Genomic DNA, 13,732 nt, shown 5'->3' with positions numbered 1-13,732 from the left:
TGAGGACATCACGGCGGCGATTGATACACGTTGATTACTGCGCCGTGATTGACAACCACAATGAGGAAAGGCTTCATGACAACACCTAGCCAGAATCCCCAGACCGACCCCAAGACGACCGACCAGAACACAAAGCTCGAAGACGAGCGCGCACAGGAGCGCGCTGAGGTCCTCGATAAGGCTCAGCGTGCGCATGACGTTGCCCAAACGCTTCGTTTAACAACTGTTCAAAAGAATGAGCTGCTCCATCACGCCGCTGATGCATTAGTGAAGTCAGCGTCGGCAATTATTGAGGCGAATGACAAAGATGTTGCAGCTGGCCGTGAGCGGGGGATGTCCGAGGCCCTCATCGACCGTCTGGTTCTCGACGAGGATCGCATCGAGGGAATCGCCGATGGCCTGCGCCAGGTGGCTGCGCTGCCCGACCCCGTGGGCGATATCGTTCGCGGCTCGACCTTGCCGAATGGTTTGGAGCTCAAGCAGGTGCGCGTCCCGCTCGGCGTGATGGGCATGGTTTATGAGGCCCGTCCGAACGTGACAGTTGATGCCTTCGGCTTGGCGCTGAAGTCGGGGAATGTTGCGCTGCTTCGCGGATCAAAGTCCGCCGTTCATTCCAATAGCGCGCTGGTCGATGTACTCCGGCAGGCCTGCGCGGACCAGGACGTGCCCGAGGACGCCGTGCAGCTTTTGCCCTGCACCACGCACGACAGCGTCCAGGATCTGATTACGGCTCGTGGCCTGGTGGACATCGTGATCCCCCGCGGCGGTGCCGGCCTGATCAACGCCGTCGTCACCGGCGCAACGGTGCCAACAATCGAAACGGGCACCGGAAATTGCCACTTCTACGTGCACAAAGACGCCGACCTTGCCGACGCCATCGCGATGGTGATCAATGGCAAGACCCGACGCTGCTCTGTGTGCAACGCGACCGAAACGGCTCTTCTCGACGGGCGCCTGCCCGATGAGGACAAAGTCGCTGTGCTCAAGGCCCTCCAGGACGCGGGCGTGACCATCCACGGACGTCAGGAACTGCGTGACCTGGGCGTCGACAATGTGGTGGAAGCCGAGGAGAAGGACTGGACGTCGGAGTACTTGTCCATGGATATCGCCGCAGCGATTGTTCCCGACGAGCAGGACGCCGTTGACTGGATCCGCACCTATTCGACGAGCCACTCGGAGGCTATTGCCACACAGGACTGGTCGGCGGCGAAGGAATTTGAAGCTGCTGTGGACGCCGCGGCTGTGTACGTCAACGCATCGACGGCGTACACCGATGGTGAGCAGTTCGGCTTCGGTGCAGAAATCGGCATTTCGACGCAGAAACTGCACGCGCGTGGCCCCATGGGGTTGCCGGAATTGACCTCCACGAAGTGGGTCATTTACGGAGAGGGACACACTCGCCCGTAGAGTTTATTCTGTGATGCAGACGTCAACGAACTATCCGCGCCTTGGAATTATGGGCGGCACCTTTGATCCCATTCATCATGGGCACTTGGTGGCCGCCTCCGAGGTCGCGGATCTTTTTTCTTTGGATCGCGTACTGTTCGTTCCGACGGGGCAGCCGTGGCAGAAGAAGAACCGCACCGTGACGCCGGCCGAAGACCGCTATCTCATGACCACGATTGCGACGGCGTCGAATCCTCGGTTTAGTGTGTCGAGGGTGGATATCGACCGCGGCGGCCCCACATATACCGTCGATACGCTCCATGATTTGCACGAGCGATACCCACACGCCGAATTGTTCTTCATCACCGGTGCCGACGCTGTGGCGAGGATGGCAACGTGGCGCGATTGCACCGAGATGATGTCATTGGCGACGTTCGTCGCCGTCACGCGGCCCGGGTATTCGTTGGAGAAAACCGAGCTAGGCCCGTTGGGGGATAGTGTCACGATGGTGGAGGTGCCGGCTATGGCGATTTCGTCGACGAATATTCGCGCGCGTGCAAGGGCGAATCGGCCTATTTGGTATCTCGTGCCCGATGGTGTGGTGCAATACATTGCGAAGGAAAAGCTGTACCTGCCCTCGGGACAAGTCGGGGCGTCGAGTATGTGGTAGGCCTTAGGCGGTAAGCGGGGTCCCGTGTCACAATGAGACTTTGCTTCCCCGCCGACAAGACTGAACAACAATAACGAAAACAATAACGAAGGATTTTATGGCTGCATCAGAAGAATCAGTGAGCATGGCGCAGATTGCCGCACGTGCCGCATCGGACAAAATAGCGTCGGACATCGTTGTCTTGGACGTGTCAGGCCAGCTGGTGATCACCGACTGTTTCGTCGTATGTAGTGGCGATAACGAACGCCATGTCATGTCTATTGCCGACGAAATCGAAGACAAACTCGCCGAAGCGGGCCACAAGCCGGTCCGACGCGAGGGCAGCCGTGAAGCGCGCTGGGTGCTGTTGGATTACAACGACATTGTGGTACATGTCCAGCGCGAGCCGGAGCGCGATTTTTATGGGCTCGATAGCCTGTGGAAAGACTGCCCCGTGATCGAGATCGAAGGCATCGAACCATCCCAGCGCGGTGGGTTCTCTGATACCAGCGACGCGGCGCACCGGGCCGATGTGATTGATGACATACCACTGGCCGGCCGTGAACCCGACGCGGACGAAATCTAGGTAGTACCGATGGCTCGCCGCCTTATTCTTCTTCGACACGGCCAGACGGATTACAACGCCACTGGCCGCATGCAGGGCCAGATGGATACGCACCTCAGCGATCTGGGGCGACAGCAAGCCCAGCGGACGGCTGGCGAACTCAGTCGGTGGGATATCCGACGAGTGGTGACCTCTGACCTGTCGCGAGCAGCGGAAACTGCAGGGCTGATTGCGGCCCCTCATGGGCTCACCCCCGTGCTCGATGAGCGCTTGCGTGAGACCCATTTGGGGGCGTGGCAGGCCCGTTCGCATGAGGAGATTGATGCTGCTCACCCTGGTCAGCGCGCGATGTGGCGGCATAACCCTCATTGGGCCCCGCCGGGTGGTGAGACCCGTCTTGAGGTCGCTGCCCGTGCCCGCAGCCTTGTTGATGAGCTCATGCACTCGTTCCCCGAGTGGGAAGGCGGCACGGTCGTGTGCGTGGCCCACGGAGGAACGATCGCCGGCTTGACCTGCTCATTATTGGGATTGCCGACGGACAACTACTCGTCATTTTCGGGGTTGGGGAATACGAGTTGGGCTCAGCTGACGGCGCGCCCACGTTTCCACTACGACCACTCGACCGTCGACAATTCCGGTGACCGACCGGCGGATCCAGCGTTGGATACGACCCCGGTGGCGACGTTCTCTGAATCGACTATCGACGATGCGCAGTGGCATCTGGACGCCTGGAATGCGTCCGCGCTGGGTATTCCCTTTGCGCCTGCTCAACCAGGTAGTGAGGGCGTCGGCGTGACCTATACCAGGACGTCGATCGAGGGGCTGCAGTGACTGTCCGCGTCGTCACTGATTCCTCATCGTGCTTGCCCGTCGAGAGCGCGCGGGAATGGGGGATTACCGTCCTCCCGCTGCACGTCGTGTCTTCCGACGACGCGAGTTCGACGTCGGGACTGACGGCGTTGGAACTAGCCGCAGCTTATGGCCGGGAGATGGAACGGTCTGATGACGACGGTGTTGTCGCTGTTCATCTTGGACAAAAGCTCAGTAGTACCTGGTCAGCGGCGGTGGCAGCCTCCGCGGTGTTTGAAGGAAAAGTCCGCGTTATTGAAACCGATTCGATCGGGATGCCGGTGGGGGAAGCTGCCATGGCCGCTGCTCGTGCGGCGAAGGATGGTGAGGACCTGGAGGAATGCGCGAGACGTGCGTCGATGATCACTGGCCATTCGCAATTGTTCCTCTACCTTGAGCGTACCGACGGTTTGCGACGTTCGGGGCGGATGAGCACGATGTCATCGTTGATGTCATCTGCGCTGCCCGTGAAGTCGCTGTTTTCCCTGCACGATGGCAGTTTTGGTGTTGTTGCCCGGACGCGGACGCAAGCGAAAGCCTTTACGCGACTTGTCAACATGGTGGTTGATGCTGCAACCGTGACCACCAGTGCCGACGATGAGGATGACTCCAGTGGGGATTCCGGTGCGGACGCTGGCTCGACTGTTTCCCGCAGTTCGGATGCTGATCTGGAACCGGTGCGTATCTGCATTCATCACTCGGGTGCCGATGACCGTGCACGCCTTGTTGGCGCGGGGCTGAAGAAGGCGTTGGAAGCGGATAATGCGTTCCTTGACCTGGGTAAACGATGGGGGATAGAAGAGCCCCCGCCTGCGGACGTGGTGCTGACGCAGACTGAACTCTCCCCGGCTTTGGCGGTGCATACCGGTGCCGGCGCGATTGCGGTCTCGGTGATCAATACGCGCGACGCTGCTGAGTCGTAGTGGGCACTGCTGCAATCTGGGCTAGCGGGGCAATAGCGGGCACTGTCCATATCTGTGGATAACTTTGTTTATCCACAACATGGCCGTCCTGATGGCTGATGTACCCAACGATGATGGGCCGAGTTCTCTACTCTCCGGCTCATGAGTAGCAGGGGCAGTGTGGGGATGATGCGGGCGGACGTCGCCAATGAGACCGATGTGCTTGAGCGTAGTCCGGATGGCTATCTTCCTGGCGAGTTCGTGCCACGGTCGAGACCACAGAACACCTCGCCTTTACCTGCCCCGCAGAGTCCGGGGAACAGCCTAGGTCGCGATCGAATCAGGATGTTCGATGCCGAACGCGCCGAGGGTGACAGCAACGTTGCCCTTTATGATTTCTCCCGTGATGGACATGCCCGGCGCGGTATCCGGCTTCTCCAGGAGATGTCGCCACGGGCGTGCGTCGGGATAGTGGTCCTTGCTGTACTCGTGGTGTCCACCGTGATCGGGTTCGCGTTGATGGGGGAGGACAATAGTCAGCGTCCCGTGTCTAAAGCGGCGCAGGTAGTGTCGGCCGATGCAGAGACCCACCGCGGGGAGGCCAGAGAGAAATCCGAAGCAGAATCGTCGGACCAGGGTTCACGAAGTGTGTCAGCGGATAAAAAGACGCCGGGGCTCAGGAGGGATCGCATGGCGGTCACGAGGCGGCATCGCAGCCGATTACGGTCGCGGTCGTCTGCAATGTCGTTCATCCCGGCTTAGTCTCTCTGGACGCCCAAGCCCGCGTTGACGACGCCATCAACGCGGCCGGTGGGTTGACCGATCGTAGCAGGTGGGACGGGCTTAATCGTGCGCAAAAGCTACTCGATGGGCAACAAATATGCGTCGGAGAAGAAGGAAAAGAGGGCACCATTATCGGCGGTGAACCACCCGGGAACGCTGGATCGCAACCGGGGGCTCCGGCGGGAGGCCCGGGTGGTGGATCCGCGCCGGGCCAGGGACCGCCAGCGAAGTCGGGTGGCGGGACGAATATCAATACGGCCGGTGAGGCTGAGCTGACCGCCATACCTGGTGTGGGGCCCAAAACGGCGTCGGCAATCATTGCCTACCGCGAGCAGAACGGGCCGTTCCGGAGTATCGACCAATTGGCGGAAGTTAAAGGGATAGGCCCCGCAAAACTGGCCGCGATGCGCGATGCCGTCACGATCTGACGACCCGTCTGTTGTGGGTGACAGCCATTCCTCACGCTCCAACCGTGAAGGAATAAAAGAACGAGTTCCGCTGGATGGCCGGTTACTGCCCTGCGCTGCCGGTGTATGGGCAGCGAGTGGTGTCGTGGTGTGGTTCAGATGGGGGACGCCAGAAACGGTCAGTTTTCACGGTGATGGGGGCTTTATTGGCTGGTGGCTTGGTCACCCTGTATCCGCTGTGGCGGTGTGTGCTGCACTAGCAGCAGCGACGGTGATCTCTGCACGCTGGTACATGAATCGTCGTCGACCTAGTTACGGCGGGGGGATCGCGGGCAGTGTGCGTCCCTCATGGGTGCTGCAGCTTCTCACGGTGGCTGTCGGCGCCATCATCGGAGGGGTCAGATCGCTCTATGCCATCCGTCGCTCGTCGAGCCATTGGTTAGCCCATAAGCAGGGCGGCCATCTGCTCATCGACCCATCCATGGACTGCACCGCGACGTCCTACTCACGTCGGCTCCCGGAAGCTCCCTTCGCGCCGGGGCAGGAGCGATATGGCGTATCGGTGTCCTTCAAGGGAATGCCGTCGGATATTTTTGTCTCAGGCGGGGCTGAGCTTCGCGCAGTTAACCCTGGTCAGCGCCTTGAAGGCCTCGTGTCGGTCAAAGAGGCTTTCCAGCCGGGCACTGCACCAATAACGCTGTCATCTGCGGGACACAGTGGGTCAGGCCAGGGGTTGCACGTCGTGCAGGCACCTCCATCGTCGCCGATGGGGTGGGGTGTCGGCCGGCTATGGAAAGTGGTGTGCCATGCGATGTCCGCAGTCCATCGGGAGTTCCTTGAGGCCTCACGTCGCTATGTGCCCGAGGATCTGCAGGGTTTGGCTCAGGGGATGGTGATTGGTGATACGTCGTTACAATCCGATGACGATAAAGCAGCTTTTGTCACCTCTGGCCTGAGCCACCTGTCCGCGGTGTCCGGGGCGAATGTGGCGATCGTTCTTGGAGTGGTTGCCGCGATCGTGTCCACCGAGCGTCCACGTGTTCGTTATCTATGCGCCGGATGCTCATTGGTGGGATTTGTCCTTCTCATCGGATTGGACGCGTCCGTGTTGCGGGCGGCTGTCGCGGGGACGGTGGGGCTTCTTGCCACGATGGCGGGGAGGCGTCGGCAAGCGTTGCCTGCCTTGTGTGCGGGGATTATCGGTCTCGTAGTGTGGAACCCGGATATGGCTGTGTCCTTGGGATTTGCTTTATCGTGCGCTGCGACGGTCGGCATTATCTGTCTTGCGCCACCTTTGTCCGATGCCCTTGAAAAGGTGGTGGTGCGTGTATTGACTGCGTGCGGGAAGTCCGGTGAGGTATCGCGACGTGCTCGGGCTGTCATCACCGGATGCGCCGTATGCGTAGCTGCAGATGTGGTCACTCAGCCGATTATCTTGCTCGTTATTGGCCGGACTTCTGCTCTGTCGATCGTGGCTAATTCCTTAGTTGGCTTTGTTGTCGCGCCCGTCACGGTTATCGGGACTATCGCGCTCGTTCTGTGTGCGCTCAGCGTTGTGGCTCATCCCGTGGGAGCACGTGCGGGAACGGTCTGTGACATTGTTCAATGGCTCAGCGAATCGTTCTGCCACGGAGCCACTTGGCTGGCGTCGGTAGGCATGGCTGCATGCACACCGGTTTTGTGGTGGATTCGCTGGGTTGGGCACGCAATAGCCAAGTGTGAGGCCGCCCAATTGGTCGTCGGATCACCACGTTCAGCAATCATTGTTATTACTGCCGTTGTCGGTTCCTACTTTTTCTTGTCGACGTTGTGGTCAGGTGGTTTTATCCGACGGATGTTTTCCGCGGCCCCTGGGCCGAGAACCGGTTCCGCGCAACGTCGGCTCCAACCGTGGACGACGAGCTGGGGGATGACGAGCCGACGGATCACAAGCTGGTGGGGCAAAGCACTGGGGAGCGTCGGAGTTGTTGTGGTCGCCATATCGACGTGTCTAGCAGCAACTGGCGGTGGGACTGCGGGGGAGCGCGACCGATCCGGAGAGTTCTCCGAGGGAGTGGGACCGACGGCCGGTGGATCGAGCAATCAAGCATCGGAGTACGTGTTGCGCCCACCCCGCGACGCCTTCGACCACCTGCGGGCCATGACTCACCTCGTGAGGTCCGCTTCATTCCCTCCGGCTCAGTGGACCGCCGCAGTATGTCCATTTTCGCCCGCCATCTCGGTGGTGATGTGGCCAGACAGTCACTACGCCCTGGCCACCGTCGACAAGCAAGCACCCTCATCCCCTGATGATGTGGCCTCACGCCTCCAGCGAAGAATCAAAGATTGCGCCCGTGAACTGAAGCTTTCTTCCCGGAACCTTGTTGCCGACGACGCTTCACGCCGCGTGGAGAGGGAATCCATCGCATTCGTCGGCGATAAAAAACAGATCGATCCAGAGTCGTCGTCTGCACGGTGGTTCATCATCACCAAGCCGACGTCACCATCGCCCTCGTCACATTCGGGCACGGGTAATCAGTCTTTTCGCCCGACCCAACTGGCCAATGGAACACCGGTCACCACGCTTGTCGACGAAGGCATTGTCGTCCTACGCAGCAACGGACAAACCTGTTCATGGAGGTTCTGCCCGTGAGGCACGTTGTGTCCTCGGTGGTCAGTAGACTGACGGGCATGGCACCATCACGGAGGTCACGCACCACATTCGACCCTGCGGAGGGATCCGGTGCGCCCGCACCCGTCCACATCATCGTCGGAACTGAAGATTTCCTCGCGGATCGTCACCGCCATGCCATCGTCAAACGTGTCCGTGAGAACTCGCCCACCGGCGATGAACTCACCGTCACCACAGTCCGAGCAGGAGACATTACGGCCCCCGAGCTCACCGAGCTCCTGAGTCCCAGCCTCTTCGGTGAAGATCGCATCGTCGTCATTACAAACATGAATGATGCAGGTAAAGAGCCGGCATCGCTCGTGCTTGCTGCTGCGAAAGACCCCGCGCCGGGCATCACCCTGATCATTCAACATTCGGGTGAAGGCCGGACGAAGGCCATGTTGTCCAAGCTTCTCAAGCTGGGGGAAGAACACCGGGCTGACGCGATTCCGGTCCGTGAATTGCCCACTTTTGTGCAGTCAGAATTCCGTCGATTCCGCGTGCGCGTGAGCCCGGACGTCGTCTCTGCCCTCATCGAGAGTGTCGGTTCCAATGTGCGCGAATTAGCGTCGGCCGTGAGCCAGCTGGTCGCCGATAACGACGGGAACGTCGACCTCGAGGCCGTGCGACGGTACTACACCGGCACCGCGGAAGTTAGCAGTTTTTCTATTGCCGACGACGTTATCGCCGGCAACGTGGACCAGTCGGTGGCAAAAGTACGTCGGGCTCTCCAGTTGGGAGTGGCTCACATGGCGATCTCGACGGCGGTGTGCCGGGGGATCAGCGAGGTCGCTCGGCTCAGTGGCAACCGGCGTATTGATCCCTATCGTGATGCCTCGCGGTTGGGAATGCCACCGTGGAAACTGAAAAGGACAGCGCCGATAGCTCAGAGATGGTCGCAAGCTGCAATCGCCGAGGCCGTGCAGGTTGCCGCACAGATGGAAGCGGGGATTAAAGGTGCTGCGGGCGACCAAGACAGTGCCGTTGAACTAGGTGTGCGGCGTCTGGCGGAGCTGGCGCGGATGAAATAGCCACGGATGAGATGACCGCGGATGAAATAGCCGGGGACGCAATGAAAAACCCCGCTCCAGGCGGAGCGGGGAACACCCCGGTCAGCGGGCCTAAAGACGGGTGACCAACAGATCACACGGTCTTGCTGCCCACACGAACCAGCGGACTCGTCGGAAAACTAGTCCATCGAGTTGAACAACTTGGCCATCGCAGACTTCTTGTTCGCAGCGTTGTTGCGGTGAAGAGTGCCCTTAGTGACGGCTTTGTCATACTCGCGGGAAGCCAGACGAAGCTGAGCCTCGGCACCAGCCTTGTCACCAGCAGCGACCAGCTCACGGAACTTGCGGTTCTCGGTGTGCAAGCGCGAACGGATGGCCTTGTTGCGCTGACGAGCCTTTTCGTTTGTCTTGATGCGCTTCTTCTTGGACTTAATGTTTGCCACGGGAATTACCTCTTTCTCTACGCTTGTCATGCACTGGGTGCGCACGACGCGATCTACCACAACTCTTCATGTCATTTCTCATATGAAGAGCATGTGGAGGGCGATATAAAGGCATCGGCCCGTGAATGAGCGACCTTCAAGAACAAACCCAAGGTCCTGCTTGTTCCGGCTCATCGTCCACATACGTGGTAGAACTCCAGGACACTTTACAGTGCTTCAAGAATTGCGTCCAATATCAGCGCTGCCAACCCGGCGTGCCGCTAACGCCAGTTGTAGTCCGTCCGCAGCCGGCTGGCGATGCGTTCAAACCGCCGCCGTGGCAACACTGTCCCTTTCCGACGAATCATGTGGTCAGGAACCTCGATGATCTTGTCTAACCGAACCCATGCGGGGCGGCCTTGCATATCCCAGCCCCCGGCGCCGATCTCCAGCCAGTTGTTATCGGTCGAGTGCTCGTCATTCGTCGAAATGAGAAGTCCGCGAATGTATCGCTCGTGGTGGCCAAGAATAACGATTGCTCGTTCCCGGCCGTCCGATTGCTTATTCGGGGAATGAACCCAGACGACCTCGCCAGGATCGGCCTGCCCATCCATATCGGGCGCATAAATCAGCGTAGAGGCGCAGGCACCAGTGGGCCGTGCGAGAACCGGCTCATCCTCGTTATTAAACGTCGAAACGCTGGAGTCCGTCATACCTAGCCCTTGCTGCAGTGAAGCAAGGCCTTGATCCAGGGCACCTTCGTGGTGGAATGGCCGCGAGAATGACGTCGGAACGCGACGAGATCGGCGTGGTGAGTGCGACCTCCCGGCCGCGTCAGGGAGTTCGAAGTCGTCGTCACTCGTGGTTGCCCGCTTGTGGGCAAGAAAGCCGGTGATGTGACGGATCAGGGAAGACCGCTGCGTGTGGCGTTCGGGCTCAGAGTCGTATGAAAATGGGCCCGAATTTCCTCGCGGTACGAACATGTCCCCACAATAATTCGGTGTGAAAAGTGGTGCAATCCAACGTCTAGTACTGTGATCACCGAGTACTGACGGAGAGGATCACAGCTCTTTTATGGCCACCAACTACGCGGAAACAACGTTCACCGACTCGGAGCGTATCCGGAACTTCTGCATCATCGCACACATCGACCACGGGAAATCGACCTTGGCGGATCGAATTCTGCAGCTCACCGGGGTGGTCGGCGATCGTGACATGCGCGACCAGTATCTGGACAACATGGATATTGAGCGCGAACGGGGCATCACGATTAAGGCCCAGAATGTGCGCCTGCCGTGGGTCCCCAAAACTGGGGATCATGCGGGTGAGCAGATCGTGCTGCATCTCATCGACACTCCCGGTCACGTCGACTTCACGTATGAAGTCTCGCGTGCCCTGGAGGCGTGTGAGGGGGCTATTCTTCTTGTCGACGCTGCTCAGGGCATTGAGGCGCAGACTCTCGCGAATCTGTATCTCGCGATGGAGAATGACCTGGAAATTATTCCGGTGTTGAACAAAATTGATCTTCCCGCCGCGGACCCGGACAAGTTTGCCGACGAGCTGGCCTTGATCATTGGGTGTGAGCCGGAAGAAGTCTTGCGCGTCTCGGCGAAGACCGGCGACGGCGTCCCCGAACTGTTAGACAAGTTGTGCGATGTTGTTCCTGCGCCGACGGGGAATGCGGATGCGCCTGCTCGCGCGCTGATTTTCGATTCGGTGTACGACACCTATCGCGGCGTCGTGACCTATGTCCGCGTGATGGATGGTCGGCTGAAGGCCCGCGAGAAGATTCAGATGATGTCGACGGGGGCCACGCACGAAACGCTGGAGATCGGCGTTGTTTCTCCGCAGCCGAAGAAGACCGACGGTTTGGGTGTCGGCGAAGTGGGGTACCTCATCACGGGTGTGAAGGACGTGCGCCAGTCGAAGGTGGGTGACACCGTGACTGTGGTGAATGATCCTGCCACGGAACCGTTGAAAGGCTATGAAGAGCCGAAGCCGATGGTGTATTCGGGGTTGTTCCCCATTTCGGCGGATCAGTATCCGGATTTGCGCGACGCCTTGGAGAAACTGCAGCTCAACGACGCCGCGTTAACCTACGAACCGGAGTCGTCCGTGGCGCTGGGTTTCGGTTTCCGGTGCGGTTTCTTGGGCTTGCTCCACATGGAAATTACTCGTGCTCGGCTGGAGCGTGAGTTCAATTTGGATTTGATTTCGACGGCCCCGTCGGTGGTGTACCGCGTGGTGACAGAGGCGGGCGAAGAGACCAAGGTGCGTAATCCTTCGGATTGGCCTGATGGAAAGCCGCGGGAGATTTACGAACCCATCGTGAAGATGACGGTGATCGTTCCCGCGGAGTTCTTGGGTCCGACGATGGAACTGTGCCAGTCGAAGCGCGGTCAGATGGGCGGCATGGATTATCTGTCAGAGGACCGCGTGGAGCTGCGGTACACCATGCCGCTGGGGGAGATCATCTTCGACTTCTTCGACATGTTGAAGTCCCGCACGAAGGGCTATGCGTCCTTGAACTATGAGGACGCGGGCGAGCAGATTGCTGACCTCGTGAAAGTCGACATTCTTTTGCAGGGCGATCCGGTGGATGCGTTTTCTGCCATCGTGCACCGGGACAATGCGCAGTGGTACGGCAATAAGATGACGACGAAGCTCAAGGAGCTGATTCCTCGTCAGCAGTTTGAGGTGCCGATTCAGGCTGCGATCGGGTCGAAAATTATCGCCCGCGAGAATGTCCGGGCCGTCCGCAAGGACGTGTTGGCCAAGTGCTACGGTGGCGACATTTCTCGTAAGCGGAAGCTCCTGGAGAAGCAGAAGGCCGGTAAGAAACGCATGAAGAGCATCGGTTCTGTGTCGGTTCCTCAGGAAGCGTTCGTTGCGGCCTTGTCGACCGACGAGGGGAAGAAGTAGGTCGCGCCGGGGGGCTCTGCGGGGGTGTTACGCCGCGCACTGATTAAGCACGGCGGTGAGCGCTTCCTTCTCCTGCCGCGTGACCCGTAGATGGTATTTCGACTTCACGCGAACTTGTCGGTCGGCGTATCCGCACCGGTAGGCGGTGTTCGGCGGCATCCACTCGGCGGCGTCCTTGTCGGATTTGGCGTTGTTGGTAGGGCCGTCCACGGCGAGCAAGTTGAGCGGATCGTTGGCGAGTGCAGTGCGCGCGGCATACGGCAGCGCATAGGCGCCACTTGCCCATGCATTGGATAACGCGACAACGTGGTCGATTTGTACCGCCTGCGAGGTTTTCTTCCCACGGTGGAAATCGATGGTGTTGCCCGTGTAGGGGTCATGTAATTCTCCGGTAAGAACGACGCATCCCTGTGGCGGTTTCGTCGTGATGTCCGTGAGGTCCCGGTGGAGGATGTCATTGCGGGTGTCACAGCCGTTGCGATCGACATCCGCCCATGCCGGGCCGAAATTCTTACGTTGGTATCGCTCTGCGCCACCACGACGCGGTGATTCAGGCAGCGCTGCGAGGAGTGCGTGAATGTCGCCGGTGGGGAAGGGGACATTCAGCGCGGTGAGTGCATCGGTGCTTTCTTGTTTGCTCAGCTGGCCGATGTGTTCAGCACGTGGGGAGCCGGGGAAAGCAGCATCCGTGGCGGGTGGTTCATTAGCGCCTTGATCAGGAGAATCGGCGGGTGACGAGCCATCGTCGGCTGAGCCATTGTCGTTTGGTCCAGTGCCATCGTTCGCGGAAGCGGCATCATTGTTAGCCGGAGAGCTCGCCGAAGATGAACCATTGTTGCCCTGTGTAGCGATGTCTCCGCAGCCTGAAAGGGGCATAACAAGGCCGAGGCTCAGAAAAATGCCCACCAGTGCTGAGAGTGAATAGTGGGAAAACAATGGCCCATGATGGCTGGAACAATGTGCTCGCGTCGTTCGCATGAAGGACATCATACACACAAAATTCGAACTCGAGTTCGGATAGGGATGACGTGGGAAAACTATGGAGACGCGATTCCCGGGGTCGTCTTTCATAGTGGTCGCGCTTGTCGCGATGGCCTCTGTAGTGAGTTTTCCTTCCTACCTCATACCTATCTCGTGCCGCGAAATGGGGGTGTCCTATCCCGGCGTTGTCACGTATTGTCGGTGAT

Annotated in this window: 13 protein-coding genes; 10 read left to right on the top strand and 3 right to left on the bottom strand. The window is 59.4% G+C overall.

Annotated elements, in window-relative coordinates; all coding sequences use genetic code 11:
• The first annotated feature begins 75 nt into the window (after positions 1–75).
• The 9 genes from CKROP_RS06695 to holA all read left to right on the top strand — a co-directional run bounded on the left by CKROP_RS06695 (position 76) and on the right by holA (position 9,222).
• Positions 76–1,407, top strand: a complete 1,332-nt coding sequence (locus tag CKROP_RS06695; protein ID WP_052292381.1) for a glutamate-5-semialdehyde dehydrogenase — start codon at positions 76–78, stop codon at positions 1,405–1,407.
• Between the two features lie 13 nt (positions 1,408–1,420).
• Complete coding sequence (gene nadD, locus CKROP_RS06690; RefSeq protein ID WP_012731982.1) at positions 1,421–2,056, top strand: nicotinate-nucleotide adenylyltransferase; 636 nt, start codon at positions 1,421–1,423, stop codon at positions 2,054–2,056.
• 97 nt (positions 2,057–2,153) lie between these two features.
• Entirely contained in the window at positions 2,154–2,621 is a 468-nt protein-coding gene (gene rsfS / locus CKROP_RS06685) for a ribosome silencing factor (protein ID WP_012731981.1), read from the top strand.
• 9 nt (positions 2,622–2,630) lie between these two features.
• Complete coding sequence (locus CKROP_RS06680; RefSeq protein WP_012731980.1) at positions 2,631–3,431, top strand: histidine phosphatase family protein; 801 nt, start codon at positions 2,631–2,633, stop codon at positions 3,429–3,431.
• Positions 3,428–4,372 (top strand): DegV family protein, encoded by a 945-nt coding sequence (locus tag CKROP_RS06675; RefSeq protein ID WP_012731979.1) that lies wholly within the window; start codon positions 3,428–3,430, stop codon positions 4,370–4,372. Before CKROP_RS06680 ends, CKROP_RS06675 begins: the two co-directional genes overlap by 4 nt.
• Positions 4,373–4,513: 141 nt before the next feature.
• Positions 4,514–5,113, top strand: coding sequence for a hypothetical protein (locus CKROP_RS06670; protein WP_148209658.1), 600 nt, complete (start codon positions 4,514–4,516; stop codon positions 5,111–5,113).
• Positions 5,071–5,562 (top strand): ComEA family DNA-binding protein, encoded by a 492-nt coding sequence (locus CKROP_RS06665; RefSeq protein ID WP_081429424.1) that lies wholly within the window; start codon positions 5,071–5,073, stop codon positions 5,560–5,562. Before CKROP_RS06670 ends, CKROP_RS06665 begins: the two co-directional genes overlap by 43 nt.
• Positions 5,546–8,173: a ComEC/Rec2 family competence protein gene (locus CKROP_RS10735; protein WP_052292380.1), complete on the top strand. Its 2,628-nt coding sequence runs from the start codon at positions 5,546–5,548 to the stop codon at positions 8,171–8,173. The genes CKROP_RS06665 and CKROP_RS10735 overlap by 17 nt, the downstream gene beginning before the upstream one ends.
• 38 nt (positions 8,174–8,211) lie before the next feature.
• Complete coding sequence (holA, locus tag CKROP_RS06655) at positions 8,212–9,222, top strand: DNA polymerase III subunit delta (protein ID WP_041629440.1); 1,011 nt, start codon at positions 8,212–8,214, stop codon at positions 9,220–9,222.
• Positions 9,223–9,380: 158 nt separating this feature from the next.
• Here holA and rpsT read toward each other — a convergent pair whose 3' ends face one another.
• Together rpsT and CKROP_RS06645 are read right to left on the bottom strand one after the other, a co-directional pair.
• Complete coding sequence (gene rpsT / locus CKROP_RS06650) at positions 9,381–9,644, bottom strand: 30S ribosomal protein S20 (RefSeq protein ID WP_012731973.1); 264 nt, start codon at positions 9,642–9,644, stop codon at positions 9,381–9,383.
• A gap of 260 nt (positions 9,645–9,904) precedes the next feature.
• Entirely contained in the window at positions 9,905–10,606 is a 702-nt protein-coding gene (locus tag CKROP_RS06645; protein ID WP_012731972.1) for a type II toxin-antitoxin system PemK/MazF family toxin, read from the bottom strand.
• A gap of 91 nt (positions 10,607–10,697) precedes the next feature.
• On the opposite strand from CKROP_RS06645, the gene lepA reads away from it, so the two are divergent.
• A complete protein-coding gene (gene lepA / locus CKROP_RS06640) occupies positions 10,698–12,545 on the top strand; it encodes a translation elongation factor 4 (protein ID WP_012731971.1) in 1,848 nt (615 codons plus the stop codon).
• 27 nt (positions 12,546–12,572) lie between these two features.
• On the opposite strand, the gene CKROP_RS11880 is transcribed toward lepA, so the two are convergent.
• A complete protein-coding gene (locus CKROP_RS11880; protein WP_338078387.1) occupies positions 12,573–13,523 on the bottom strand; it encodes an HNH endonuclease family protein in 951 nt (316 codons plus the stop codon).
• Positions 13,524–13,732: the final 209 nt, after the last annotated feature.

Origin of the sequence: Corynebacterium kroppenstedtii DSM 44385 (assembly GCF_000023145.1) — a bacterium.
Lineage (GTDB): Bacteria > Actinomycetota > Actinomycetes > Mycobacteriales > Mycobacteriaceae > Corynebacterium > Corynebacterium kroppenstedtii.
Note: the sequence above shows the minus strand (reverse complement) of the source record. Positions and strands in the feature narration are given on the sequence as shown.